Genomic DNA, 24,129 nt, shown 5'->3' with positions numbered 1-24,129 from the left:
CCCCCAGGGAGTCCGGCAGACCGTATCCCAGCCCCCTGGGCCGGATCCGGCCGACACGCCACCGTGCCCCTGGGGCCAGGATCAACGACCCACTCCGCCACGCATCTTGACGGGACACCTACAACACTGGCTTGATGAAGCGTGGGAGCGCTCCCAAATCACCGTCCCCCCTCCTGGAAGGCCCCCACCCTTGCCTCCTTCCGTCTTCTGCGGCGTGTCACGCCGCGCGGCCGCCGTGCTCGGCGGCCTCGCCCTGGCCGCCGGAACCCTGACCACCACCGCGTTCGCAGCGGACTCCGCCCGCACGGAGAGCGGGGCCGCCCTCGCGGCGCCCGTCGACTTCCCCGTCCGGGTCAACCAGCTCGGCTACCTCCCCGACGGCCCGAAGCGGGCCACCGTGATCAACTCCGCGACCACACCGCTCACCTGGCAGCTGCGCGACGCGTCCGGCACGCAGGTCGCCTCGGGCACCACCACCGTGCACGGCGCCGACCAGGCGTCCGGCCAAACGACGCACCTGGTCGACTTCGGCGGCTACACCGGCACCGGCACGGGGTTCACCCTGGTGGTCGGCGGTCAGACCGGCCACCCGTTCGACATCTCCGCGTCGCTGTACGACGGGCTGCGCGCCGACAGCATGTCGTTCTTCTACCAGCAGCGCAGTGGCATCGCGATCGACGCGGCCCTGGCGGGCAGCGCGTACGCCCGCCCCGCCGGGCACCTCGGCGTGGCGCCGAACAAGGGGGACACCAGCGTGCCCTGCCAGGCCGGGGTGTGCGACTACCGGACGGACGTCCGCGGCGGCTGGTACGACGCCGGTGACCAGGGCAAGTACGTCGTCAACGGCGGCATCGCGACCTGGCAGGTCGTCAACTCCTTCGAACGGGCCCGCCGCTCCGGCGGCGAGGCCGCGCTCGGCGACTCGACGTTGCGGGTGCCCGAGCGCGGCAACGGAATGCCTGACGTGCTGGACGAGGCGCGCTGGGAGTTGGAGTTCCTGCTGCGGATGCAGGTCCCCGAAGGCCGGCCGTCGGCCGGGATGGCCTTTCACAAGATCCATGACGCCGAATGGACCGCTCTGCCGACCCGCCCCGAACTCGACGACAAAAAGCGCGAGTTGCACGGCCCATCAACGGCGGCCACCCTGAACCTGGCGGCGACGGCGGCCCAGTGCGCCCGGGTGTACGCGCCGTACGACGCCGCCTTCGCCACCCGCTGCCTGGACGCGGCGCGGCGCGCCTGGACTGCCGCCCGGGCACATCCCGACGTGCTCGCCCCGGCGACGGACAACACCGGCGGCGGCGCGTACGAGGACGCCGACGTCTCGGACGAGTTCTACTGGGCCGCGGCCGAACTGCTCGCCACCACCGGCGAGGCGCAGTACCGGGACGCCGTGACCTCCTCCCCGCACCACGCGAAGCCCGCCGACGGCTTCTGGTGGGGCGGTACGGCGACCCTCGGCCGGATCACCCTCGCCACCGTCCCCGGCGTGGCCCTGCCCGCCGACGACGTGACCCGGATACGCGGCCTGCTGACCGCCGCCGCCGACGGCCACCTCTCCACCATGGCCGGCCAGGGGTACGGGGTGCCGATCGCCGCCACGGGCTACGTGTGGGGGTCCAACAGCGCCGTGGCGAACAACGCGATGGTGCTGGCCGTCGCGTACGAGCTCACCGGAGCACAGCGTTACCGGGCGGGCGCACTGGAGTCGCTGGACTACCTGCTCGGCCGCAACGCCCTGGACCGCTCGTACGTCACCGGCTACGGCGAGCGCGCCTCCGAGAACCAGCACCACCGCTCCTGGGCGCACCAGAACGACGCTTCGCTGCCGCACCCGCCGCCGGGCTCGTTCGCCGGGGGGCCGAACGCGGGGCTCGAGGACCCGGTGGCGAAGGAGCGGCTGACCGGTTGCGCCCCGGCGGCGTGCTACGTGGACGACATCGGCTCGTACTCCACGAACGAGGTGGCGATCAACTGGAACTCGTCGCTGGCCTGGCTGGCGGCCTTCGCCGCCGAGCGGCGCGCCGCCCCGGCGGTGCCCGCGGTGCAGGTGGCGCCCGCCGCGGTGAGCGTCCCGGAGGGCGGCTCGGCCTCGGTCGGGGTGCGGCTGTCGGCGGCGCCCGCGCAGAGTGTCACGGTGACGGTGGCCCGGTCGTCGGGCGACGAGGACCTGTCCGCCACGGCGGGTGCCACGCTGGTGTTCACACCCGCCGACTGGGCTACGGCGCAGCAGGTCGCGGTGTCCGCCGCGCAGGACGCGGACGCGGCGGCGGGCAGCGCGACGTTCGGCGTCGGCGGGACCGGGGTGCGGGCGGCGACCTTCACGGCGACCGAGGCGGACGACGACGCGGCGCCGCCGGCGGCGTCCTGTGCGGTGACGTACCGGGTGGACAGCTCGTGGGCCAACGGCTTCACGGCGACGGTCACCGTGAAGAACACCGGAGCCTCGGCGGTCTCCGGCTGGACGCTCGGGTGGACCTTCGCGGGTGACCAGAGGATCAGTGGCGCCTGGAACGCGACGGTGAGCCAGTCGGGCAGCGCGGTGACCGCAAGGGACGCCGGGTGGAACGGCACCCTGGCGCCCGGCGGCAGCGCCGATTTCGGGTTCCAGGCGACGTACTCGGGTGCGAACGCGGCACCGACGCGGTTCACGCTGAACGGCGGGGTCTGCTCCTGAGCGTCGTCGGCGCCGGGGCCAGGAGCCGCGGGCGGTGTCCGCGGCTCCTCACCCCGGTGCTCAGCGGTGCCCCACCTCGACGATCCGCTCGAAGAAGAACTCGTGCTTGAGGAAGGAGACGTCGTACTCGTGACCCGGGTACGGCGGGATCAGCTGGGAGGCCTGGAACAGCCGCCAGCCGTCCCGGAGCGCGGCCACCCCCGACTCGTACGGCGGCTCGTCGCTGTCACCCGTGGTGGGCGAGGTGCGGCCGGTGCCGTCGTAGCGCGACCAGCCGACGACGTACGCGTCCAGCGCCGAGCTCGCCAGATAGAGCACGAGCACCTGCTGCCGCAGCAGCGGGCCGGTGGTGGTCTCCTGGCCGTCCGTCGGCGCGGAAAGGATCGCTTCGGTCGTCATGCCACCGTCTCCTTGGGGCGGTTGGAGACCCTGGTCACCCAGTGGTCGAGGTCGTAGCCGTCGTCGCCGGTCAGCTCACGCCAGAGCAGGATGCGGTTGTACCGCTCCAGGCGGCCGGTCGCCATCTCGTACCAGGGCAGCATCGCGTCCAGCTCCGCGGTCACCTGCGGGTCGTCGAGATCCGAGGTGTCCCACAGGCGCTGCTGACGCACCCGCGGATTGAAGCGGATCTTGAACATGTAGCGGAGGATGTCGCTGTCGTTGCGCCGGCCGCCGTGCCAGATGCCGTGGTGCAGAAACACCACGGTGCCGGCGGGGCAGACCAACCGGTCCTGACCGCGCAGGTTCTGGTAGCGACCGGTGTCCGACTCGTTGATCCGCCGCAGATGGCTGCCGGGCACGCTGAGCGTTCCGCCCATCTCCAGCGTCACGGCCTGCGGGTAGTACATCAGCTGGACGTCGAAGGCGTCCGGCCGGACATCGATGATGGCGTCGCCGTGCAGCGGCTGCGCGTCGCCGCCGTGGGGCTCCCGGGTGTGCACGAAGTGGTGGTCCACCCACGGTTCCGGGCCGACGAGGCTGTGCAGGGCCCCGGCCACCTGAGGCAGTTCCAGAAGCCTGCGGACGAAGGAGTCCTTCGGGTACGCCTCGGTGAGCGGTGTCCCGTACGGCACGGGCGGTACGTCGTCCGCCAGTACGGCAAGGCCCTCGGCGTTCATCTCCTCCGGCACCACCCCGTCGAGCCGCAGTGACCCGCGCGCCACGAAGCGCGCCATCTGCACCGAGTTCAGCAGTCCTTCTCTGTTCTCCATGACGGCCACGCTAGGTCCGGCCCGCCGACCGCCGCGTGGGCCACGTTCACTCTCTACTGGTCGATTCTCACCCTGTGGTAGAACACCTGACCATGCAGACGGTCCTCGCCCCTCTCGACGGGCCCCCCGCGCTCGCCGCCGTCGGCATCGGCGTCCATGGACCCGCCGGGCACGTGGACGTGTTCTCGCTGCCGGACCTGTGGCAGCTCCATCTGTACGGCTACGAGGCGGACTTGACGGTCGACGGTACCGCGCACGCGATCCTCCCGGGGCGCGTCAGCCTCGTCCCGCCCGGATGCGAGGTGCGCTACCGCTACCGGGGCCGGTCCGAACACCTCTACGTCCACCTCCGCCTGAGCTCGGCGGGCACGCCCCACAGCATCCCCGTCATCCAGGACGCGGGCGCCGAGCTCGGTCCGCTCACCTCACAGTTGCGGCAGGCACTGGACGCCTGGCCGAACACCCCTGCCCGGGCCGCCGCCGAGGTGTGGGCCGCCCTGTGGCGGATCGCCCAGCTCCCTTCGCCGCGGGAGCAGAACACGCGGGCCATCCATCCGACGGTGGCGGCCGCGACGGCGCTGATCGAGACGCGGCTGGCGGAGTTCCTGACGGTGCCGGAGATCGCGAAGGCCGTCGGCGTCTCCCACAACCACCTGACCCGGCTCTTCCGCGCCGCCACCGGGAAGACCGTCGTCGCCTACATCCGGGCCCGCCGGATGGAACGCGCCCGCCATTTCCTGCGAGCCACCACCCTCTCCATCCCCGCCGTCGCCGCCTCGGTCGGCATTCCCGACCTCCAGGCGTTCAACAAGGCCTGCCGCCGGGAGCTCGGCGCGTCACCGCGCGGCATCCGCACCAGGAACGGACCCACGTCCCCGGCCGGGCGGCCCCGAACCGACAATCACAGAGTGTGATGCCATACTGCGCATTGTGACCATGGAGCCCGAGGGCATCCCTCGACACCGCACGAACGCGCCCCATCACGTCTCTTACTTCGACATCGGGACCGGCACCTGGCAGGGGACGGCCGCCTTCCGCGTCACCTCCTGGCGTCGTCTCATGCGCAGCCGCATCGGGTGGACGAACAAGCTGCTCGTGACCGCCATGCACACCATCGAGCTGCTCACCGGTGCGCCACGCCAGGACTCGAACATCGTGGCGAAGCCGGACGAGGGCGAGTTCGGTCGGGCCGACAACGTGGTCAGGATCTCCAAGTTCGGCGTGACCCTGTACCTCTTGGAAGAGCAGTACGTACTGGCGAGCAACGGCACCGGAGTCACGGTGAACGGGCACGAGAGGCTCGGCCCCGTTCCGGGCCTGCGCACGCGGACCTTCACCCACTCCGCGGAGGTTCGCGACGAGGGAATGGCCGCGACCTACCGCATGCCGCTGCTCGGAACGCCGTGGACCGGGAACCATCAGGTCGCACCCGACCGCCGGAGCATCTTCGCGGAATTGCCGTGCGACTGGGGCAGGGCGACCGAGGACACCCGCCGAGTCGGCGCGCCGGCCTAGCGGGCGGCAGGAACACACTCCCGATGACCACCGAGTACACGCTCCCCGCGGAAAGGGTCACCCGGGTCGCCGAACTGCTCGCCGACCGGGTCAGGCAGTACGACGCCGCACACGACCGCCGGGCGGCGTTCGCCTACACCTACCACCGCCTCACGACGACGCTCGCCACCGGCCTGGACACCGGCAGCCCCGTCTTCGACGACCCGCCGTGGGTCGCCGAACTGTGCGAGACGCTCGCATCGGCCTACTTCAGCGCGATGGACAGCATCGACGCATGGCTGGCAGGACGACCCGATGGCTCGACGGACGAGGTTCAGCCCCGTGACCTGCCGGACTCCATCCCTCCACCATGGCGAGATGTCTTCGCCGCGTCGAGCGTCCGGCGCTCCTACCTGCTGGAAGACGTGCTCTTCTCCATGATGGCGCACATGTCGTACGACCTGCCGGAGGCGTTGCGGCGCATGGCGACGTCCACGGACGACCGCAGCCACATCGCGGACTTCCACCGCATGAACGACGTGCTGGCGTCCTGCATCGACAGGGTCCAGGACGATCTCGCGTCCCGGTACATCCGCGGGATCAGCTCTTTGGACAGGCTGTTCACCCGGAGCGACGAACTGTTGACCAATTACGGGATCCGGGTCGCACGGGGCTTGGCCTGGTTCAACTGCGACAGACTCCTGGACCCGGACGCGGCCGAGGAAGCGTCGCGGTCGATCGGCAGGAGCACCGCCGCGCTCATCTCCGAGATCCGCTCCCCCGGCGACCGGAAGCTGCGCGCCGGCTTGTGGATCCTGCGCAGGCTGATTCCCGACCGCCGCCACTGGCCCGCACCGGGTACACCCCTCGTGTAGAAGCCGAAGGCTGTACCCGAGCACGGTTCAGGGCTCGGCATTCGCAGCCCGGTCGTGGGGCCTCCCGGCGGCTGCCGCCACGGCGGCGACAGGCCGCCGGGGTCGCCTCAGACCGCGGGCCCTCCTCCCGGACCGTCCGGCGCGGCCGAGCGAGCCGCGCGCCGCCGGACCGAGCGGTAAATTGACTGAATCTTCAGTCAATGCCAGAGTGGCGACACGAAGGCGGTGCCCACCTCTGCGGTGCAGGTGATTCGCAGGGCGGCCCGTGCACCCTGTTCAGGCGCACGGGCCACGTGATCCACGCTCCTCGCCTTCCGCGCTCCCCCACCGCCGGATCCCTGATCCCGTCCCCTCACGATCGGAGACCCCCATGTCCGACGTCCCCCCTTCCCGCCGTTCGGCTCTGCGTGTTCTCGCCGGATTCGGCGCGCTCGCCCTCGGCGCCTCGGCATGCGGCCCCAACAACCCCGACCAGGCCGGACCCGCCACCACCGGTCCCGCCGCCACCGGCCGGGCGGCGGAGCCGGGCAAGGAGTTGCGGATGCCCGCCGAGTGGGAGAGCCACGCCCGCACCTTCATGTCGTGGCCCGCGCTGGAGTCCGTCTGGGGGGACGACCTCCCCTATGTACGGCAGGACATCGCACGGGTCGCACGGGCCATCTCGGAGTACGAGTACGTCGTCATGATGGCCCGGCCGGACCAGCGGGGCGCCGCACAGAAGGCCTGTGGCTCCGGGGTCGAGGTCATCGACCTCCCCGTCGACGACCTGTGGGCCCGCGACATCGTCCCGGTGTTCGTCGAGGAGGACGGCAAGGTCACCGGAGTCGACTTCAACTTCAACGGCTGGGGCAACAAGCAGACGCACAACAACGACTCCCAGGTCGGCCGGCGCCTGCTGCGGAAGTACGGGATCCCGCGCGTCCAGGCACCGCTCGTCGCCGAGGGCGGCTCCTTCGAGACGGACGGCGAGGGGACTCTCCTGATCACCGAGAGCTCGATCGTCAACGACAACCGGAACCCGGGCACGTCCCGCGCCCAGATCGAGGCGGAGCTCAAGGAGCTCCTGGGCATGGAGAAGGTGATCTGGCTGAAGGGCGTACGCGGCGAGGACATCACCGACGCCCACGTCGACAGTCTCGTACGGTTCACGGCCCCCGGCGTGATCCTCCTGGACCGGGCCTTCCCGGGGATGCCCGCCGACTCCTGGTCGCGCTCTTCGGACCAGGCCGAGTCCGTACTGAGCGAGGCGACCGACGCCCGGGGCCGCCCGTTCGAGATCGTCGACCTCCCGCAGCCCGACCCCGACCTGATCACCGGCTACACCGACGACTTCCTGTCGACCTACGCCAACTTCTACATCGGCAACGACGCGCTCTACATGCCGAAGTTCGGCGACCGGAAGGCCGATGACCGGGCGCGCGGCATCCTGCAGGAGCACTTTCCCAAGCGGGAGATCGTGCAGCTGAACATCGACACCATCGCCACCGGAGGCGGCGGCATCCACTGCGCCACCCACGACCAGCCCGGCAAGCCGGTCGAGTAACCACGATTCGCAGGAGCCTCCATGTCTTCCCTCCGACGCCAGAAGCCGGGCCGGGGGCGGGTCCTTCCGGCCGTGCTCGCCTGCTGCCTGGTCGTGGCCGCCATCACCCTCGGCACATGGCTCCAGTTCGGCGAACGCCAGGCCCTGGACAGGGTGGACAGCGCGGGCGGTTCGGATCCCGACCGGGTGGACATCGAGGCCTCCGTCCAGCCCGTCGACGCCCTCTACTCGGCCACGGTGGACGCCTCGGGGATCAACGGGGCTGCCGTCTTCGACGTCGGCCTTGCGCGCTCCTCGAGCGTGCTCGTCTTCGCGGTCTTCATGATGGCCGCGACGTGGGCGCTCGCCGTCTCGGTCGTCATCGGAGCGTGGTACCTGGTGACACGCCGCAAGGGGCTCACCTGGCCGGCCCCCGGCTGGATGGCGGCCACGCTCTTCGCCCTGGCGGCCTTCCGCAACGCCGCCCCCGGAACACCGCCCATCGGCTGCCTCCTCGACTGCCTCGCCTTCCTCTGGGCCGAGGCCGTCATCGCCTGCTGTCTCCTCACGGTGGTCGTCTCGGGCTTCAAAACGGAGCGCCACCCGACATCCGCCGCCCCGCTGTAGATGCCGAACCGGCGGCTCATCCCCTCAGGGGCGTGCTGCCGCTCCGGAGCGGCAGCACGCCACGCACGGTGAGCCCCCCACCCGCCCGGGTCCCCGTCGACCGCCAGGGGCGTCATTCGCGAGGAGTGCGCCTACGATCTGTTCATGCCTTCACGCGACATGCCCTCAGCTGCAATCCCTGCGCACGAGCGCACCCCGGGCCCTCGCGAGCTGGTAGCGGCGGCGGGCGTCTTCGCGCTGCTCGCCGACGCCACGCGGCTGCACCTGGTGTGGCTCCTCGCGCGCGAGGAGTCGGACGTGAGCGCCCTCGCCGATGCCGTGGGCGCGGCCCGGCCGGCCGTCAGTCAGCATCTGGCCAAGCTCCGCCTCGGGGGGCTCGTCGAGTCCCGCAAGGAGGGGCGGCGGGTGGTCTACTCACTGCCGGACGGGCATCTGAAACGCCTGGTCGTGGAGGCGATCAGTCATGCCGACCACCAGGTGAGCGGCGAGCCGTGGCATGACTGAGAGCCGACCGCCCCAGCCCTCCCCATAAATCAATAGGTGCGCAATCATGCACACGTCGGTTACGGTGGAATCCTTCCCGTCGCCGACCGAGGGCGTGCCTCATGCTGTCCGTGCTGCGCAACCGCCCCTACCGACACCTCTTCACCGCACAGGCCGTCGCCCTCGTCGGCACGGGCCTCGCGACCGTGGCCCTGAGCCTGCTCGCGTACGACATCGCCGGCGGGAACGCCTCGGCGGTGCTCGGCACGGCGCTGGCCATCAAGATGGTCGCGTACGTGGGGATCGCACCGCTGATCAGCGCGTTCGCCGACCGGATACCCCGGCGGGCACTGCTGGTCACGATGGACCTGACCCGGGCGGGCGTCGCGCTCGCACTTCCCTTCGTCACCCAGGTGTGGCAGGTCTACGTCCTGATCTTCCTGCTCCAGGCCGCGTCCGCCGTCTTCACGCCGACCTTCCAGGCGACCGTTCCCGAGGTCCTGCCCGACGAGGACGACTACACCCACGCACTGTCGCTCTCCCGGCTCGCCTACGACCTGGAGAGCCTGTTCAGCCCCGTACTGGCCGCGGCCCTGCTGTCGGTGATCTCGTACAACTGGCTCTTCACCGGCACCGCCGTCGGCTTCGCCGCCTCGGGCGCCCTGGTGGTCTCGGTCCTGCTGCCGAAGCCGCGGCCGGTCGAGCGCACCGGCGGGGTGTACGCGAAGGCGGCCTTCGGCACGAAGCTCTTCCTCGCGACCCCGCGCCTGAGGGCGCTGCTCGCCCTCGACTTCGTGGTCTCCGCCGTCGGCGCGATGGTCCTCGTCAACACGGTCGTCCTCGTACGCGACACCCTCGGCCGCTCGGCGGGCGACGTGTCCCTCGCCCTCGGCGCGTACGGGGCCGGGTCCATGGTCGTCGCGCTGCTGCTGCCCCGCGTGGTGGGACGCCTGGGCGACCGGACGCTGATGCTGCCCGCCGCCTTCGTCGTGACCGCCGCCCTCGGGCTCTTCGCCACCGGGCTCGGCACGGGCACGCTGTCCTGGCCGGCGCTGCTGGTCGCGTGGCTGGTGATCGGGGCCGCGACCTCGGCGATCCTCACCCCGGGCGGACGGCTGCTGCGCCGCTCGGCGGCGGCGCCGGACCTCCCCGCGGCCTTCGCCGCGCAGTTCTCCCTCACCCACGCCTGCTGGCTGGTGACCTACCCGCTGGCGGGCTGGCTCGCCGCACGGGCAGGGCTCGCCGTCGCGGCCGCCGTCCTCACCGCGCTCGCCCTGGCCGCCGCCATGACGGCCGTACGGCTCTGGCCGCGCCGGGACCCCGCCGAACTGGAGCACGTCCACCCCGAGCTGGAGACCGGGCACCCGCACCTCGCGGGCGTCGCGGGACACAGCCACAGTCACGACTTCCACATCGACGCACTCCACCGGCGGTGGCCCGAGACGGCGGACGCGGGCGCGCGGCGGGCCGCCTGAGGACGCGGCGCGTCCGGCCCGGGCCGGGCCGGACACGTCACATCCGCTCCCTACACCGCTCCGTCCCTCTTCCTGAAGACGAGCACCTCGGTGGAGGCGACACCCATGGGGGCCACGAAACCCGCCTCCAGGTCGCAGCCGAGGGTCCCGAAGAGGTCCACGCAGGTCCGGCGGGGCATGGCGGCCGGGTAGGAGTCGTGGCCGGGGCCGCCCTGGGTCGCCCAGACGCGCATCGCGGCCGGGTCCAGGCAGGTCTCGGTCATGACGTCGAAGACGATCCGGCCGCCGGGTCGCGTCACCCGTGCCATCTCGAAGAAGTAGCGGGCGGCACCGAGGAAGGTCACGGTGTTGAAGACCTTGTGCGCCTGCACGAGGTCGACGCTGCCGTCGGGGGTCGGGCCGAGACTGGATCCCGCGGTCGGCAGGGCGACCACTCCGAAGGTGTCCACGAGGTGGTCGGCCCAGGGCTTCGCGGTCTCGTAGATCTCGTAGCGGCCGGGCGAGCACTCCTGCAGCGTCTTCTCCAGGTACCGTCCGGACCCGGGGCCGATCTCCAGCACCGTCTTCGGGTCGGCCGCGAAGACCTTCAGCTCGCGCAGTCGGTCGATGGTGGACCGGGTGGCGCCGGGCGTGCCGTTCATGACGTCGTCGATGTAGTCACCGACCGACATGCCGGCCGCGCGGGCGGCCCGCATCGTCGCCTCGAAGGGGATGAAGTCGTCCACCCCGCCCCGGTTGTTGGTGCTCCGCACGATGTCGAATCCGGTGCGTGCCAGGAGCCGCTTGACCCCCGCCTTCACCGCCGACATTCCGCGCTCCGCTGTGCTCATCGGTTGTTCCCCCTCTGGTCGTGAGCTCGCTCCGGTCGTGAGCTCGCTCCGGTCGTGCGATCGGTGGTGCAGACCCGCGGCGTGGGAAGAGATCGGTCACCCACCACGCGGGCCGCCGGTTCACACACACCGTGTCCACGATGTGCTGGTGCCTAACTGTCCGACATCTGTTCCCCTCCCTGCCCCGACGGGTCGAGCCGCTCAGCGCATCGTGGCCGCCGACGGCGTGGGAAAGGCGTAAGCGTCCTTCACTCCGGGACCTGCCTACGGAGACGAGGGGTGCAGCGCAGATCCTTCCACGGTTTCCGGACCGGATTGATGTCGATGGCATGCCCGTTGGCGTGTGGGGTGGCCTTCACCGCCCGATGCCGGGGCCCTTTGTCCCCGTCGCCTCGCGTGCCTCATCATGGGGCGGCCATGTCGTGGAGCGCCGGTACCGAGGCCCCGCGCCGTCCCGGTCGCGGACCGGTGGGCGGCGCCCGGCACCGTACCCTCCGCGCCGGGCTGTTCAGCGCGATCGGAACGGGGCCGGCGGTCATCGGCCACCACCTCGCGTCCGGTCACCCCGCCACGTGGCCGACCGCGTCGGCGGGGGCAGGGCTGCTGTTCCTTCTGCCCGCATCCCGCGCACACCCAGGAGCCACTCATGTCCCGCATCCGCAGGGGCCGTCCCACCCTCGTCGCCGCAGCCGCGCTCACCGCGTCGGTCGCGCTCGCGACTCCCGCCTCGGCCCACGTCGAGGTGGAGGCCGAGGGCGCCCGTGCCCTGGCCCAGAACGTCCAACTCTCCTTCACCGCCGAGTCCGAGTCGCCCTCGGCCGGGATCACCAAGCTGGAGGTGATCCTCCCCGCGGGCGTCGCGCCGGCGGACATCACCTTCAAGGAGGGCCCGAAGGGCTGGAAGTTCACCACGACCGACCGCGGCTACGTGGTGGCCGGGCCCGCCGTGAAGGCCGGCGAGGACGCCGCGTACGCGGTCGTCGTCCGCCGGCTCCCGAAGGCCGGGTCCCTGGCCTTCAAGACCCTCCAGTCGTACAGCGACGGCCGCATCGACCGCTGGATCGAGCTGGAGCAGTCCCACGGCGCCGGCCACGGCAACTCCGCACCGGTCCTGGAACTCGCGCCCGCCGCCCCCGGGGCGACCGCCGTCCCGGCCACGACCACGCCTCCCGCGACCCCGGACCCGACGACCGCCGCCCCGACCACGGCGGCGCCGACCACGAGCGCCGCCGGCACCACGACGGATGACAAGGCCGCCGAGAAGGAGGACTCGTCCCCGAACCTGGGCCTGATGCTCGGCGGCCTCGCGGTCCTCGTCGCGGCGGCGGCCGGCGCCTGGTGGTGGAACCGCCGCAAGGGCGACGCGTCCTCCTGACCGACACCCCGCCCGTCCGGTCCACCGGCCCCGCCGGCGGACCGGACGGGTCCCGCCCCGCGCTCCCCGAAGCCAGTGGCGCGGCGCCCCGCTGCTTCAGCATGTCCCGCATCAGCGCGATCTCACAGACCACTCCGCTCTAGCAGAACCGTGCCCCTCCCGTCGTCACAACCGGCGAGGTGCTCCCCCGGGAGAGGCCCGGTGGGACGATGGGTCGTCACCACCCACCAGGAGGGGCCATGGGCAAGGACATCCGCGGGCGGCTCGCCGAGCTCGGTCTGAAGCTGCCGGAGGCGAGCGCCCCCAAGGGGGCCTACGTGCCCGCCGTGCGCAGCGGCGCTCTGGTCTTCGTGGCGGGTCAGATCCCGCTGACCGGCGGGGAGTTGACGGCGACCGGACGCGTCGGCGCGGAGGTGTCGCCGGAGCTGGCGAGGGAGTTGAGCCGGCAGTGCGCGCTGGCCGCGCTGGCGGCCGCCGACACGGTGACGCCGCTGGAGGCGGTGGCGGGTGTGGTGAAGGTGGTCGGATACGTGTCCTCCGCCCCCGGTTTCCTGGGGCAGCCGACGGTGGTCGACGGGGCGAGCGAACTGCTCCTCGACGTGTTCGGCGACGCCGGGCAACACGCGCGCAGTGTGGTCGGCATGGCCGTGCTGCCGCTGGACGCACCCGTGGAGATCGAGATCGTGCTGGAGGTCGCCGAGGACGCCGCCCCCTGATCCTGGGCGGACGCCCTCGCTCCGGCTCCCGCAGCCGGCTCAGCCGATGGGCACCGCGGCGCCCGTCACCTCGATGCCGCTCGACGGATCCGCGGGGACGCCCACCGTGAGGTGGCTCGGACGCCCCATGTCCACGCCCTGGTGGACGGTCAGGACAGCAGGCGGGTCGACGAGGCCGAGGGCGCGCAGATAGCCGCCGAGCGCCGCGGCGGCCGCGCCGGTCGCGGGATCCTCGACGACTCCGCCGGGCGGGAAGGGGTTGCGGGCATGGAAGACGGTGTCCGACTCACGGTGGACGAGGGCGATGGTGACCCAGTCGCGGCGGGCCATGAGGGCCCCCAGCGCCGCCATGTCGTAGTCGAGGTCACCGAGACGGTCGCGGCTGGCGGCGGCGATCACGGGATGCCAGGCGCCGGCATAGGCGGCCCGGGGCGGGAGCGCCGGGTCGAGGTCGGACGCGGACCAGCCGAGGGCGGCCAGGAGCTCGGCCATGTCCGCGTCGTCGATCTCCTCGTTGCGCGGTGCGACGCTGACGAGCGTGGCCGCGACGGAGCCGTCCGGGCGGGTCGAGGTGGTCACCGGGACCGGCCCGGCCTTGGTGTGCAGCAGCAGCTCGCCGACGCCGTGCCGGTGCGCGTGGGCGACGGCGGTGGCGATGGTCGCGTGGCCGCAGAACGGGACCTCGGTCTGCGGGCTGAAGTAGCGGATGTCGAGCGCCCCGTCGGCGCGCGGGACGGCGAACGCCGTCTCCGAGTAGCCGACCTCCGCCGCGGTGGCGGCCATCGTCGCCTCGTCGATGCCCGCGGCGTCCAGCACCACACCCGCCGGGTTCCCGCCGAGCGGGTCGGTGCTGAAGGCCACGTAACGCAGGATGTCCATCGCCCGAACGTATCCGCCCGATCATGGAACCGTCAAAACTCTTGCAGCCGACGGGATGTGACGACCGTCATGGAGAAACAGGCGGTCGCCCGGGGGTGTTCAGGCCCAGGTGAGCAGTTGTCCTGAGGCCGCGACGCCCACCGCGAATCCCAGTGCGATTCTGCGGGCTCCCCGGCTCGGGCGCACCGCGTGGAAGTAGCGGGGGTCGATGAGCAGTGCCTCGCCGACCGTCGGGGTGATGGCCAGCGACTCGGCGTCCCGCACCACCGCTTCGTCGTACCCGTACGAGGCGGGCAGCCGGTACGCCTCGTCCTCGGGCTGCCAGCGGTGCCGCCACAGGACCGTCTCGCCGCCCGAAGGGGGCACGCTGAGATAGAGGTTGAACGCGAACTGGCCGATCAGGGGCACGTCGAGCAGATCGTGCTCGTACTCGCGCAGCGAGTCGTCGAAGTGCACCCGGAAACCCTGGTTCGGCTCCCTGGCCACCCCGGCACCGAGCTCCCGTCCGCCTCTCCGGCCGACCGCCACACCGCCCGGCCAGTGGGTGCCGAGCCGCTCGCGGCAGAGGGCGAAGGGGTCGAAGGAGAGGCCGAGGCCCTGCCATGCCTCGTGATGGCGCGCCAGCGCCTGCCAGTAGCTGTCGGCGACGCCGCCGTCGGCCATGTGGTCGCTGATGCCGACCCCGAACCGCATCACGCGCGGCTGGACGCGGGCGCTGCCGTACGAGTCGAAGGCCCGTTCCTCCAGGGCCGCGAGCACCTCCGCGCACCGCTCGGCGGACAGGAAGCCGGGCACCCGGACGGCCGCGTACCGGCCGGCGGCGAGGCCGGTGAGCAGCTCGCGGGTGAAGGCGGGCGCGGTGGCGGCACGGAAGAACGGATCGTGCGACGCGGTGTACGGCAGGTCCTGCGTGAAGTTCCCTGTGGTCATTCGTCGGCCCCCCGACATTCTGAAAGACAACGGAAAACGACGGCGCCTATCCGGGATGCGCTCCGTCGGTGGTGCGGAACGCGGTCTTCGCGTCGAGTTCGAGTGCCTGACGTCCGGTTTCCAGGGCTTCCATCGCGACCTGCCGGCCGAACTCGGCCTGCATCTCCTCCAGCTCGCTCCCCGGTGCACCCCACGTCAGGGCCTGGTCGTCGTAGGAGTCGGCGGGGCGAGAAGTCATCGGCGGACCTCCGAACGTTTCGGCAAGGGACGCGTCACACAGGGTGAGGCACCGTCAGGCTACGCGCAAGCCCGCCGGGCCCGATGGGGATTCCCGACGTTCGCCGGAGCCCGGAGGTTTCAGGTCGGCATCTCCCGCAGCCGGTCGAGCAGCGCCCTGGCCTGCAGCGACAAGGGGTGATCCGAAGTCACCACGCGGCCGAGGTCGTGCACCAGCGCGCGCAGCGTGTTCACCGCTTCGGGGGTACGCCCGCGCATCCCCAGGAGCACCAGGACGTGCGTGTAGCGCAGCCGCATCACGAGGTTGGAGTCCGGGGACTGGGAGGCGTCTCCCAAGGCCCCCTCGATGACCTCCTCGGCCTCCGCCGCGCGATCCTGGGCGAGCAGCGCGTGTGTCAACGTCTCGCGGACCCGGAGGGTTTCGGGAGTGGCGGGCGGCCAGTGGTTGCGGCGGCTGATGGCGAGGATCTGCCGCGCCTCCGCCTCGGCCTCCCTGTGCGTGCCGAGGGCCAGCATCGTGCGGGCCAGGGTGTGGCGGACCACGAGGGTGTCGTAGTGCTCGGGCCCGCGGACCTGGTTCTCCGCCTCGACGATGGAGCGCAGCAGGACCTCGGCCTCGCCCTCGCGTCCCGCCTGCTCGTTGATCGCGCGGGCCAGTTTGTGCCGGCTGGCGAGGGTGTCGGCGTCGTTCTCGCCCAGGATCGCGGTCCGCGCGTCCACGACCAGGGTGAGCACCTCCTCGGCCCGGCCGAGCTGCTCCCGGTCGAGGTGGATGCGGCCCTGTTCGTGGCGCAGGCCCAGGATCTCGCGGTCGTCGTGGTGGAACCCGTACGAGGAGCATCGCTCGATCAGCGGAAGCACCAGGGCGTACGCCGGACTGAGCAGTCCGGCGGCGATGAGGTAGCGGGCGGTCAGCCGGGCGAGTTCGAGCGCCTCGGTGCGTACGGTGCGGTCGTTCAGTTTGAGGTCGCCGAGCAGGCAGGTGCGCGAGACCTCCAGGGCGTGCGGGGAGAGCGCGGCCCACAGGGGCCAGTTGGCGGGGTGGTCGGGGTTCCTCAGACGCGTGGCCGCCAGCAGCACGCGCAGGGCCAGGCCGTAGTGGTCGGCGGGCCGCTTCCGGACCTCCTCGTCCTCGCGCAGGACGCCGTGGACGACGGGGTGCAGGGTGAGCAGACCCGCCAGGTCGTGGTCGGCGACGTCCTCGCGCTCGTAGGCGTCCACCAGGCCGAGTTCTTCGAGGCCCTTCAGCGCCTGGCTCAGCGAGCCGGCGGTGCCGGGGAAGAGCGGGGATTCGGCGAACGCGGGGCCGGCGAGCAGGAGGCGGTACGGGATGGGGGCGACGCTCAGGCACGCGAACACCTTGAGCAGGGTCGGGGCCTGGGGAAGTCCGTGCTGCGTGAGCAGGTCCATGCCGATGCCGCAGACCTTCTCCACGATCTCCCTGCCCAGGAGTTCGCCGAGCTGGGGCCCGTCCTGGCCCGTGGCGGTGTCGTCTCCCGGCTCGACCACGCGGCGGAAGGTCTCGAAGTCCCTGATGTCGCTGTCCAGGCGGATCCGGCTCTCGTGGACGGCCTTGATCACGTCAGCGGCCTGGCGGAGGGCCAGTGGCAGCCCGCCCAGTTGCCGCGACAGCCGGCGCGCGTCCTCGTTGGTGCCGCCGAGGCCGCCGGTCCGTTCGAGCAGCATGGAGGCGCCGTCGTTCTCGTCCAGCGGCAGGACCTGATGGATGCGGCTCGCGTCGCCCCAGGCGTTGCGGCTGCGCACCCGGCTGGTGACGAGCACGGTCCCCTTGGCGTTCTTCGGCGTGCGCAGCCAGCCGGTACCCCGGGAGACCGGTCCGTCGGGCGGGCCGAGCCGTTCCGGGTCGTCGGCGTTGTCGAAGATCAGCAGCCACGGGTCGGGGCATGCGTCGAGGAGGGTCCAGACCAGGTCCATGGCCGTGCCGACGAGCCAGGCCCGCTCGACGGTGATCGACGGGGCGCCCAGATCGCGGGCGATCATCCGCATCCGCAGGCTGAGCTCGGGCGTCGACACCCACCAGACCCGGTATCCGGCCCGCCGGGCCCGGTCGGCGGCCTCCAGGGCGATCCGGCTCTTCCCGGAACCGCCGAGCCCGGCCACCACGTGCACATGCCGACGCGCCTCCTCGGAGAGCAGCTGGGCGACCAGGCCCAGCCGGTCCTTGCCCTTCAGCTGCCCGTCCGCGAGCTGCCCGAACGGCGGCGGTGGAAAGCCGGCGAGGTCCGGGGACGGCGGTGTCGGGGGGATCGCGAGGGCGGGCAGGGGGTGCTGGGCGCCCTGCGTCCCGGGCTCCGCAACGGTTCCGTCGACCGGGAGGGGCCCGGTCCCGGTGCCGGAATCGATGCCGGAGCCGGGGAGGTCCCGCGCAGCGGCGCCCGGGTCACGGGGACGCTGCTGGGCGGCCCGCGCTTCCCGCGCCCGTTCCTCCCGCGCCTCCTGGGCCACCTTGAGGAGGGCGCGCTGGACGGCCTGGTACGCGGAGGCCTTGCGGTCCGCGGGCTGGACGATGCTGAAGTGGTCGGCGGTGACCACCCCGCCCCTGGGAAAGACGCCCCGGGCCACGATCGGCGGCACGACGTCGTCGGCGGTCCCCCCGTAGGCCAGCACCGGGATGGGGCACTCCTGATCGGAGTACTCGCGGGCGTGCACCACCGAACTGAGCACGGTCCGCTGGGCCTCGGTCACCGCCCGGTCGAACGGCCGCAGCTGCCGCTCCTGCGGATTGCGCCACAGCGGGAGGGCCTTGCGGACGGTGAGGAAGAACCCGGACCCGGTGTTGGGGCAGGCGAACATGGTGAAGTGCTTGATCCGCGCGAGCTCGCGGCCCTCCCCGTTCCACAGCTTCCGTGCCAGGAACCGCTGCACGACCAGCCCGCCCTGGCTGTGGGTGACCAGCACGATCCGTTCGGCGTCGGCCAGCTCGGTCTCCAGGAACGTGCCCAGCTGGTCGGCCACGTCGTCGGTCTCGGCGACCCTGCGGTCGGGCCGCAGCCGGACGAACGGGGAGTCGTACTGGAAGGGGTGGACGCTCACCCAGCCGGCGAGTTCCGGGTCGTCCGCGAGGAGCGTCTCGAAGGCCTGCCAGACCTTCGCGGAGGAGAACAGCCCGTGGACCAGCACGAGGTGGACGCGCGTGGACGCCATCGCGAACCTCCGCAATCAGAAAGGATGCTGAAAGAGAGTCAGTTCGATCGCAGACGAATCAGTTGTCGTGTCAATGATGCACGAGAGGCGACTGGAAGGGCCATAACGAGACAGCCTCACCTGTTCGGCGGACCGGGGGAGCTTCTCCGTCCGGAGCGGGCGCACGGGCACGGGCCGCCCTCCCTCGGACGGCACACGGCACACGTGCCGCTCAGCCCCGCTGCGTCGACTCCCCCGGGACGAGCCGGGACGGCACCGTGACCGGTTCGGGTTCGGCGCCCGTCAGGCGGTCGATGAGGGCCGCCGCACAGACCGCGCCCACCCGCCGGGGGTCGAGACTGAGGGTGGTGAGGGCCGGCCGGGTGCCCGGTTCGGCGTCGTCCATGACGGTGACCATGAGGTCCCCGGGGATCGAGAGGCCCAGCTCCTGGGCCGCGGCCAACACCGCTTCGCCGTAGGTGCGGTTGAGGGCGTGGACGGCGTCGGGGCGGGTCGCGAGGAGGCGGCGCGCGGCGTCGCGGGCGGGCTCGCCGGGGGCGGTGCGCTCGACGGCGGCCGGGAGGTGCCGGGCGGTGCACCACTCCGCGTAGGTCTGCTCGCTGTCGAGGGTGAACGAGTCGAGCTCGGATCCGCTGAGCAGCCCGATCCGCCGGGCGCCCGCGTCGTGCAGATGGTCCATCACCAGTCCGATGCCGGTGACGATGTCGCTCTGGACGTACGGGAGTTCGGCGTGCGCCGGGTCGATCGGGCGGCCGTCCGTGACGACGGCGAGGCCACGGCGCAGCGCCTCGTCGATGACGGGGTCGTCGGCGATGGGGTCGACGACGATCAGGCCGTCCATCGGGATGCGGGTCCACAGGTCCGTACCCGGGCCGACGGGCACGACGACCAGGGCGTAGTCGCGGTCGACGGCCTCGACCATGGCACCGGCGGTGAAGGCCGCGTAGTAGGGCCGGTAGGTGCGCTCCCAGGGCTCGGAGCTCTGGTGTCCGGCCGCGAGGCCGATCACTCCCGTACGGCCGGAGAGCAGGACCTGGGCGGCGGGGTTGGGGCGGTAGCCGAGCTCCTCGGCGACCTGCCGGACCCGCTCACGGGTACGGGTGCTGACCTGGCCCTTGCCGTTGAGGGCGTGCGAGACCGTGGTGATGGAAAGGCCGGCCGCCCGGGCCACGTCCTTGATGCCGACGGTGCGCCCGCCTTCGGCACCGCGCCCCGCTCCGGCCGCCCGGCCGGTGTCCTTGCGCCCGCCCATCGCCGGGTCCTCCTCACCCTTGACTCCCAAAACCTTTTGGGTCAGCATACTCGGCATTCCGCCACCCAAAAGGTTTTGGGAATCTCATCTCCTCCCCCTCCCCCCCTGTTCTTCCTCCCTTCTCCGACCCCGGGAGCCCCCGTGCGCCGTCCCCTTCCCGCCCTTCTCCGGTCCCCCGCCCGCGCCGCCGCCCTGCTCGCTGCCGCCGCCCTCACCCTCACCGCCTGTTCCTCCGGCCCCGGCGGTGACGCCACCAGCGCCGACACCAAGGCGCAGGGCAACCGCTACGGCGACTGCACGGTCAGCGGCAAGCGCGGCGAGCTGAAGCTGAAGACCGTCACCCCCGGCGCCCTCACCGTCGCCGGCGACCTGCCCTCCGCCGGGTGGTGGAACGGCAACACCGTCGCCGACATCAAGAGCGGCTTCGAGTACTGCCTCGCCGCCGAGATCGCCCACCGCGCCGGTCTCGACACCCTCACCATCCGCAACGTCTCCTTCGACGCGATGGTCGCCGGCAAGGCGCAGGGCTACGACCTCGCGCTCGCCGAGGTGTCCATCACCGACGCACGGCGCAAGGTGGTCGACTTCTCCACCCCGTACTTCGACTCCGACATCGGCGTCCTCGCCAAGCCGGGCTCCGTCACCTCCGCGAACATCCGCGGGCTGCGCCTCGGCGTCAAGCAGGCCACCTCCGGCGCGGCCTTCGTCAAGGACGAACTCAAGCCCGAGAAGCCGGTGTCCGTGTTCCCCGGCGACCCCGAGATGCTCGCCGCGCTCCAGTCCGGTCGCATCGACGCCGCCCTGACCGACACCGCGATCCTGCTCGGGCAGGCGGCGAAGTCGAAGGGCGCGTTCTCCGTCGTCGGCCAGTACGCGACCGGCGAGTCGTACGGCGCGATCCTGCCCAAGAACGGCCCCGACACCGCCGCCCTCGACGGCCTCCTCGCCACCCTGAAGCGTGACGGCACGCTCGACCGCCTCTCCCGCGAGCACCTCGCGAAGGCGTTCGGCGGCGACCCGGCCACCATCCCCGTCTGGAGCCTGTGATGAGCGCCGCCACCACCACCGCCAAGCCCTCCGTCACCGCTCCCCCGCCCTCCGTCCGGCTCCCCCGCGCCCTGCCGCCGGCCGCGCTCGCCGTCGCCGTGCTCGTGTGCCTGGGCGCGGCCTGGACCGCCGCGGTCCTGTGGCAGGCCGCACCCCCCGACGGCGCCTGGTCCTGGACCCTGCGCGCCGTGGCCGTCGCCGGCGGGCTCGGCGCGCTGGCGGTGCTGAAGCCGGCCGGCCAGGCGGTACGGGCCGCCGGACGGGCCCGCAAGGCGGCCGCCGACCGCGCGCGGCTCGCCGAGGCACGCGCGGAGGCGGCCGACGCCCGCGAGTCGGCCTGGGTCACGGTGGGGGCGTCGGCAGCGGTGCTCCTGCTGACCTCGCTCACGCTCTTCCTCCTCGCCAACGACCACGCCGTCCAGGCCACGTTCTTCAGCCCCGACGCGATCGCGTCGAGCGCCGCCGACGTCGCCCGCGCCTTCGGCACCAACGTGTTCATCGCCGTGGCCGCCGAGGTCCTGGTCCTCGTCTGGGGTCTGCTGCTCGCCGTCGCCAAGCTGGCCCCCGGCCGTGCCGGGCGCCCGCTGCGGCTCCTTGCCACCGCGTACATCGACGTCTTCCGCGCCGTGCCGAGCATCGTCGTCATCTATCTCATCGGCTTCGGCCTGCCGCTCGCCGAGATCCCCGGGCTGAGCGCGCTCACCCCCACCTGGGCGGCGATCCTCGCGCTCACGCTCACCTACGGCGCGTACGTCGCCGAGGTGTACCGGTCCGGCATCGACTCCATCCACTGGAGCCAGACCGCGGCCGCCCGCTCGCTCGGCCTGTCCCACTCCCGCACGCTGCGGCACGTCGTCGTCCCGCAGGCGGTGCGCCGGGTGGTGCCACCGCTGCTCAACGACTTCATCGGGCTGCAGAAGGACACCGCCCTCGTCACCGTCATCGGCACCATCGACGCCTTCAACCAGGCGCGGATCTACGCCTCCAACGACTTCAACCTCTCCTCCGTGACCGTCGTGGCCGCGCTCTTCGTCGTGATCACGATCCCGCAGACCCGGCTCGCCGACCGGCTGCTCGCCCGGTCCGGCACGGCTTCGAAGGGCGACTGAGAACCATGGCATTCCTCGAGATCGACGGCATACGGAAGTCCTACGGCGCCCACGAGGTCCTGCGGGGCCTGGATCTGACGGTCGACCAGCACCAGGTGGTCACCCTCATCGGGGCCTCCGGCTGCGGCAAGTCCACGCTGCTGCGCTGCGTCAACGCCCTGGAGACCATCGACGCCGGGCGGATCGTCCTCGACGGGGACCCGGTCTCCGGGCGCGGCGTCGACGTGGACCGGCTGCGCCGGGACGTCGGCATCGTCTTCCAGCACTACAACCTCTTCCCGCACATGGACGTCCTCCACAACATCACCCTCGCGCCCACCGTCCTCGGCGTCCTGGGCGAGGAGGAGGCCGAGGAGCGGGCGATGGAGCTGCTGCGCCGGATCGGCCTCGCCGACAAGGCGAAGGCGCTGCCCGACCGTCTGTCGGGCGGACAGCAGCAGCGCGTCGCGATCGTCCGGGCGCTCGCGATGCGGCCGCGGCTGCTGCTCCTGGACGAGATCACCTCGGCGCTCGACCCCGAGCTGGTCGCCGAGGTCCTGAACATCGTGCGCGACCTCGCCGAGGACGGCATGACGATGCTCCTCGCCACCCACGAGATGGGCTTCGCGAAGGAGGTGGCCCACCGGGTGTGCTTCCTCCACCAGGGCACCGTGCTCGAACAGGGCCCACCGGAACAGATTTTCGGCGACCCTCGGGAGGAACGCACCAAGGCGTTCCTGCGACGCATCGTGGAGGCGGGACGACTGTGACGCACCTGTCCGCACACCCTGTTCTGGTGGTCCAGCACGAGGCCGACACCGGCCCCGGCCTGGTCGGCGAGCGGCTCCGCGAGGCGGGGCTGGATCTGCGGGTCCACCACCCGTGGCGAGGCGAGGAGTTGCCCGCCGACCTGTCCGGCTGGGCGGGCCTGCTCGTCCTCGGCGGCGCGCCCAACTGCGAGGACGACACGGCCGCGCCCTGGCTGCCGCGCGTCAGGGAGCTGATACGGGAGGCCGTCGACGCCCGCCTCCCGGTCCTGGGCATCTGCCTCGGCGGCCAGATCCTGGCGCATGCCCTCGGCGGCCGGGTCGTCCGGCGCCCGCAGGGCCCCGAGGTCGGGGCCGTACCGCTGCGCCGGCTGCCCGCCGCCGACGCCGATCCGGTGCTGGGCGCGGTGCCCGAGGGGGCGCTCGCGGCCCAGTGGCACTGGGACGAGGCCGAGACGCTGCCCGCCGGCGCGGTGCCGCTGCTGACCGGGGACGACTGCCCCTACCAGGCCTTCCGGGTCGGGCCCCGGGCGTGGGGCGTGCAGTTCCACCCGGAGGTCCTCGCGGACGCGATCGCCGACTGGGCGGCTTCGGACGGGCCGGCCGTACGGGCGGCCGGCGGCGACCCGGACGGCGCCGTCACCTCCGTACGGGAGGCGGAACCCGGGCTGCGCGCGGTCTGGGGCGCGATGGCCGGGGCGTGGGGCGCCGTCGTACAGGAGGCGGCGGAGTCGGCCGGCGCCCGCGTCCCGGCGCCCGCGCCGGGCGCGCGCCACTGAGAGTGCGCCCGGGGCCTGTCTCCTCGAAAGGCTTCGGGCGCCCATCCTGGTGACAGGCCGGGGCCGAGCTCGTCCGGGGGCCGGTAGGCCGGGGGCCGAGCTCGTCCGGCGGGTCCCGCCAGGGCGAGCAGCTGGGTACTTCCACACGATGGCCCCCGAGGGCTCGGCGGTGATCGGCCCACCGCCGGCCTCGGACCGGAGCGCATGGCCGGTTCGGGGCGGCCTGCCCCTTTCGGGTCGGCCCGGATCTCGGGCGGGGCCGCTGTGGTGGGCGGCGCGCCGGTAGCTTGATCCGCGCACGTACCGGCGAATCGAGGAGTCACACATGCAGATTTCGGCGCTCAGCCTCTGGGGAGCCGGGGCCTTCGGCGCGGTCATCGGGTGGATCGCCTACCGGACGCTGCGGCGCGCCGCCGGCGGGTCGCGGATCGCCGATCTCGTCACCGTCATCGCGGCGTTGGGCGGCGGCGCGGTCGTCAACAACCAGTTCGCGGAGCCGGATCTCTTCGCCGCCTACGGCCTCGGCCTGTTCGCCGGGTTCTTCGGCTACTTCGTGGCCGGTCTCCTCGTCGACCGTTCCGAGGCCAGGGCGAAGGCGCGGCCCCGGGCCGAGGTGCCCGCGCAGGCGGAGTCCCCCGAAGCCGGTGCCGGCTCGTCCGCGTCCACCCCGACGTCCACGTGGATGGGCGAGGAGTGACCG

The 24,129-nt window shown here is 72.3% G+C and carries 23 protein-coding genes; 15 read left to right on the top strand and 8 right to left on the bottom strand.

The annotated features are described in order from the left end of the window. Positions 1–214: 214 nt before the first annotated feature. Positions 215–2,677, top strand: a complete 2,463-nt coding sequence (locus ACF07V_RS37945) for a glycoside hydrolase family 9 protein (RefSeq protein ID WP_392160614.1) — start codon at positions 215–217, stop codon at positions 2,675–2,677. Between the two features lie 60 nt (positions 2,678–2,737). On the opposite strand, the gene ACF07V_RS37940 is transcribed toward ACF07V_RS37945, so the two are convergent. Both ACF07V_RS37940 and ACF07V_RS37935 read right to left on the bottom strand, forming a co-directional pair. Continuing rightward, positions 2,738–3,013: a hypothetical protein gene (locus ACF07V_RS37940; RefSeq protein WP_392160630.1), complete on the bottom strand. Its 276-nt coding sequence runs from the start codon at positions 3,011–3,013 to the stop codon at positions 2,738–2,740. A gap of 59 nt (positions 3,014–3,072) precedes the next feature. Further along, the gene (locus ACF07V_RS37935; RefSeq protein WP_392160612.1) at positions 3,073–3,888 is read right to left on the bottom strand and encodes a phytanoyl-CoA dioxygenase family protein; all 816 of its coding nucleotides are present in this window, start codon (positions 3,886–3,888) and stop codon (positions 3,073–3,075) included. Between the two features lie 92 nt (positions 3,889–3,980). Between ACF07V_RS37935 and ACF07V_RS37930 the strand changes: the two genes are divergently transcribed. From ACF07V_RS37930 to ACF07V_RS37900, 7 genes are all read left to right on the top strand, one after another. Continuing rightward, entirely contained in the window at positions 3,981–4,802 is an 822-nt protein-coding gene (locus ACF07V_RS37930; protein WP_392160628.1) for a helix-turn-helix domain-containing protein, read from the top strand. A 16-nt stretch (positions 4,803–4,818) separates the two neighbouring features. Then, positions 4,819–5,403 (top strand): hypothetical protein, encoded by a 585-nt coding sequence (locus ACF07V_RS37925; protein WP_392160610.1) that lies wholly within the window; start codon positions 4,819–4,821, stop codon positions 5,401–5,403. 23 nt (positions 5,404–5,426) lie between these two features. Next, a complete protein-coding gene (locus tag ACF07V_RS37920) occupies positions 5,427–6,257 on the top strand; it encodes a DUF5995 family protein (protein ID WP_392160609.1) in 831 nt (276 codons plus the stop codon). A 370-nt stretch (positions 6,258–6,627) separates the two neighbouring features. Continuing rightward, entirely contained in the window at positions 6,628–7,800 is a 1,173-nt protein-coding gene (locus tag ACF07V_RS37915) for an agmatine/peptidylarginine deiminase (RefSeq protein WP_392160608.1), read from the top strand. Positions 7,801–7,821: 21 nt separating this feature from the next. After that, positions 7,822–8,406: a DUF4436 family protein gene (locus ACF07V_RS37910; protein WP_392160606.1), complete on the top strand. Its 585-nt coding sequence runs from the start codon at positions 7,822–7,824 to the stop codon at positions 8,404–8,406. Between the two features lie 159 nt (positions 8,407–8,565). Next, a complete protein-coding gene (locus ACF07V_RS37905) occupies positions 8,566–8,910 on the top strand; it encodes an ArsR/SmtB family transcription factor (RefSeq protein WP_392160604.1) in 345 nt (114 codons plus the stop codon). Positions 8,911–9,011: 101 nt separating this feature from the next. After that, the gene (locus tag ACF07V_RS37900; protein ID WP_392160602.1) at positions 9,012–10,364 is read left to right on the top strand and encodes an MFS transporter; all 1,353 of its coding nucleotides are present in this window, start codon (positions 9,012–9,014) and stop codon (positions 10,362–10,364) included. Positions 10,365–10,414: 50 nt separating this feature from the next. On the opposite strand, the gene ACF07V_RS37895 is transcribed toward ACF07V_RS37900, so the two are convergent. Next, positions 10,415–11,194, bottom strand: coding sequence for a methyltransferase domain-containing protein (locus ACF07V_RS37895; RefSeq protein ID WP_392160600.1), 780 nt, complete (start codon positions 11,192–11,194; stop codon positions 10,415–10,417). A 646-nt stretch (positions 11,195–11,840) separates the two neighbouring features. Between ACF07V_RS37895 and ACF07V_RS37890 the strand changes: the two genes are divergently transcribed. Next, on the top strand, positions 11,841–12,569 hold the full coding sequence (locus tag ACF07V_RS37890; RefSeq protein ID WP_392160598.1) for a DUF1775 domain-containing protein: 729 nt from the start codon (positions 11,841–11,843) through the stop codon (positions 12,567–12,569). Positions 12,570–12,808: 239 nt separating this feature from the next. Beyond that, positions 12,809–13,285, top strand: a complete 477-nt coding sequence (locus tag ACF07V_RS37885; RefSeq protein ID WP_392160596.1) for a RidA family protein — start codon at positions 12,809–12,811, stop codon at positions 13,283–13,285. A 39-nt stretch (positions 13,286–13,324) separates the two neighbouring features. Here the strand turns inward: ACF07V_RS37885 and ACF07V_RS37880 are convergent, their stop codons facing one another. The 5 genes from ACF07V_RS37880 to ACF07V_RS37860 form a co-directional block, all read right to left on the bottom strand. Then, positions 13,325–14,164 (bottom strand): PhzF family phenazine biosynthesis protein, encoded by an 840-nt coding sequence (locus ACF07V_RS37880; protein WP_392160594.1) that lies wholly within the window; start codon positions 14,162–14,164, stop codon positions 13,325–13,327. Positions 14,165–14,263: 99 nt separating this feature from the next. Beyond that, entirely contained in the window at positions 14,264–15,094 is an 831-nt protein-coding gene (locus ACF07V_RS37875) for a proline hydroxylase (RefSeq protein WP_392160592.1), read from the bottom strand. Positions 15,095–15,140: 46 nt separating this feature from the next. Continuing rightward, positions 15,141–15,332 (bottom strand): hypothetical protein, encoded by a 192-nt coding sequence (locus ACF07V_RS37870; RefSeq protein WP_392160590.1) that lies wholly within the window; start codon positions 15,330–15,332, stop codon positions 15,141–15,143. Between the two features lie 119 nt (positions 15,333–15,451). Beyond that, positions 15,452–18,496 carry an alpha/beta fold hydrolase gene (locus ACF07V_RS37865; RefSeq protein WP_392160588.1) on the bottom strand — a complete coding sequence of 1,015 codons (3,045 nt, stop codon included), beginning with the start codon at positions 18,494–18,496 and terminating at the stop codon, positions 15,452–15,454. A 211-nt stretch (positions 18,497–18,707) separates the two neighbouring features. Further along, positions 18,708–19,796 (bottom strand): LacI family DNA-binding transcriptional regulator, encoded by a 1,089-nt coding sequence (locus ACF07V_RS37860; protein ID WP_392160586.1) that lies wholly within the window; start codon positions 19,794–19,796, stop codon positions 18,708–18,710. Positions 19,797–19,889: 93 nt separating this feature from the next. Between ACF07V_RS37860 and ACF07V_RS37855 the strand changes: the two genes are divergently transcribed. The 5 genes from ACF07V_RS37855 to ACF07V_RS37835 all read left to right on the top strand — a co-directional run bounded on the left by ACF07V_RS37855 (position 19,890) and on the right by ACF07V_RS37835 (position 24,126). Further along, positions 19,890–20,795 (top strand): ABC transporter substrate-binding protein, encoded by a 906-nt coding sequence (locus tag ACF07V_RS37855; protein WP_392160584.1) that lies wholly within the window; start codon positions 19,890–19,892, stop codon positions 20,793–20,795. Continuing rightward, positions 20,795–21,904 (top strand): amino acid ABC transporter permease, encoded by a 1,110-nt coding sequence (locus ACF07V_RS37850; RefSeq protein ID WP_392160582.1) that lies wholly within the window; start codon positions 20,795–20,797, stop codon positions 21,902–21,904. Before ACF07V_RS37855 ends, ACF07V_RS37850 begins: the two co-directional genes overlap by 1 nt. Before the next feature lie 5 nt (positions 21,905–21,909). Then, positions 21,910–22,653, top strand: a complete 744-nt coding sequence (locus ACF07V_RS37845; protein ID WP_392160580.1) for an amino acid ABC transporter ATP-binding protein — start codon at positions 21,910–21,912, stop codon at positions 22,651–22,653. Between the two features lie 26 nt (positions 22,654–22,679). Further along, positions 22,680–23,429 (top strand): type 1 glutamine amidotransferase, encoded by a 750-nt coding sequence (locus ACF07V_RS37840; protein ID WP_392160578.1) that lies wholly within the window; start codon positions 22,680–22,682, stop codon positions 23,427–23,429. A gap of 325 nt (positions 23,430–23,754) precedes the next feature. After that, positions 23,755–24,126: a hypothetical protein gene (locus ACF07V_RS37835; protein WP_392160576.1), complete on the top strand. Its 372-nt coding sequence runs from the start codon at positions 23,755–23,757 to the stop codon at positions 24,124–24,126. Positions 24,127–24,129 lie beyond the last annotated feature (3 nt).

The organism is Streptomyces sp. NPDC015661, from assembly GCF_043077765.1.
Lineage (GTDB): Bacteria > Actinomycetota > Actinomycetes > Streptomycetales > Streptomycetaceae > Streptomyces.
This window is presented reverse-complemented; position numbering and strand designations above follow the sequence as displayed.

What these genes read in the sequence shown, in the direction of transcription:
- ACF07V_RS37900 (WP_392160602.1), top strand. Translation starts at nt 9,012, where the DNA reads ATGCTGTCCGTGCTGCGCAACCGCCCCTACCGACACCTCTTCACCGCA.
- ACF07V_RS37930 (WP_392160628.1), top strand. Translation starts at nt 3,981, where the DNA reads ATGCAGACGGTCCTCGCCCCTCTCGACGGGCCCCCCGCGCTCGCCGCC.
- ACF07V_RS37845 (WP_392160580.1), top strand. Translation starts at nt 21,910, where the DNA reads ATGGCATTCCTCGAGATCGACGGCATACGGAAGTCCTACGGCGCCCAC.
- ACF07V_RS37880 (WP_392160594.1), bottom strand. Translation starts at nt 14,164, where the DNA reads ATGGACATCCTGCGTTACGTGGCCTTCAGCACCGACCCGCTCGGCGGG.
- ACF07V_RS37935 (WP_392160612.1), bottom strand. Translation starts at nt 3,888, where the DNA reads ATGGAGAACAGAGAAGGACTGCTGAACTCGGTGCAGATGGCGCGCTTC.
- ACF07V_RS37870 (WP_392160590.1), bottom strand. Translation starts at nt 15,332, where the DNA reads ATGACTTCTCGCCCCGCCGACTCCTACGACGACCAGGCCCTGACGTGG.
- ACF07V_RS37890 (WP_392160598.1), top strand. Translation starts at nt 11,841, where the DNA reads ATGTCCCGCATCCGCAGGGGCCGTCCCACCCTCGTCGCCGCAGCCGCG.
- ACF07V_RS37905 (WP_392160604.1), top strand. Translation starts at nt 8,566, where the DNA reads ATGCCCTCAGCTGCAATCCCTGCGCACGAGCGCACCCCGGGCCCTCGC.
- ACF07V_RS37910 (WP_392160606.1), top strand. Translation starts at nt 7,822, where the DNA reads ATGTCTTCCCTCCGACGCCAGAAGCCGGGCCGGGGGCGGGTCCTTCCG.
- ACF07V_RS37915 (WP_392160608.1), top strand. Translation starts at nt 6,628, where the DNA reads ATGTCCGACGTCCCCCCTTCCCGCCGTTCGGCTCTGCGTGTTCTCGCC.
- ACF07V_RS37835 (WP_392160576.1), top strand. Translation starts at nt 23,755, where the DNA reads ATGCAGATTTCGGCGCTCAGCCTCTGGGGAGCCGGGGCCTTCGGCGCG.
- ACF07V_RS37860 (WP_392160586.1), bottom strand. Translation starts at nt 19,796, where the DNA reads ATGCTGACCCAAAAGGTTTTGGGAGTCAAGGGTGAGGAGGACCCGGCG.
- ACF07V_RS37895 (WP_392160600.1), bottom strand. Translation starts at nt 11,194, where the DNA reads ATGAGCACAGCGGAGCGCGGAATGTCGGCGGTGAAGGCGGGGGTCAAG.
- ACF07V_RS37920 (WP_392160609.1), top strand. Translation starts at nt 5,427, where the DNA reads ATGACCACCGAGTACACGCTCCCCGCGGAAAGGGTCACCCGGGTCGCC.
- ACF07V_RS37850 (WP_392160582.1), top strand. Translation starts at nt 20,795, where the DNA reads ATGAGCGCCGCCACCACCACCGCCAAGCCCTCCGTCACCGCTCCCCCG.
- ACF07V_RS37885 (WP_392160596.1), top strand. Translation starts at nt 12,809, where the DNA reads ATGGGCAAGGACATCCGCGGGCGGCTCGCCGAGCTCGGTCTGAAGCTG.
- ACF07V_RS37865 (WP_392160588.1), bottom strand. Translation starts at nt 18,496, where the DNA reads ATGGCGTCCACGCGCGTCCACCTCGTGCTGGTCCACGGGCTGTTCTCC.
- ACF07V_RS37875 (WP_392160592.1), bottom strand. Translation starts at nt 15,094, where the DNA reads ATGACCACAGGGAACTTCACGCAGGACCTGCCGTACACCGCGTCGCAC.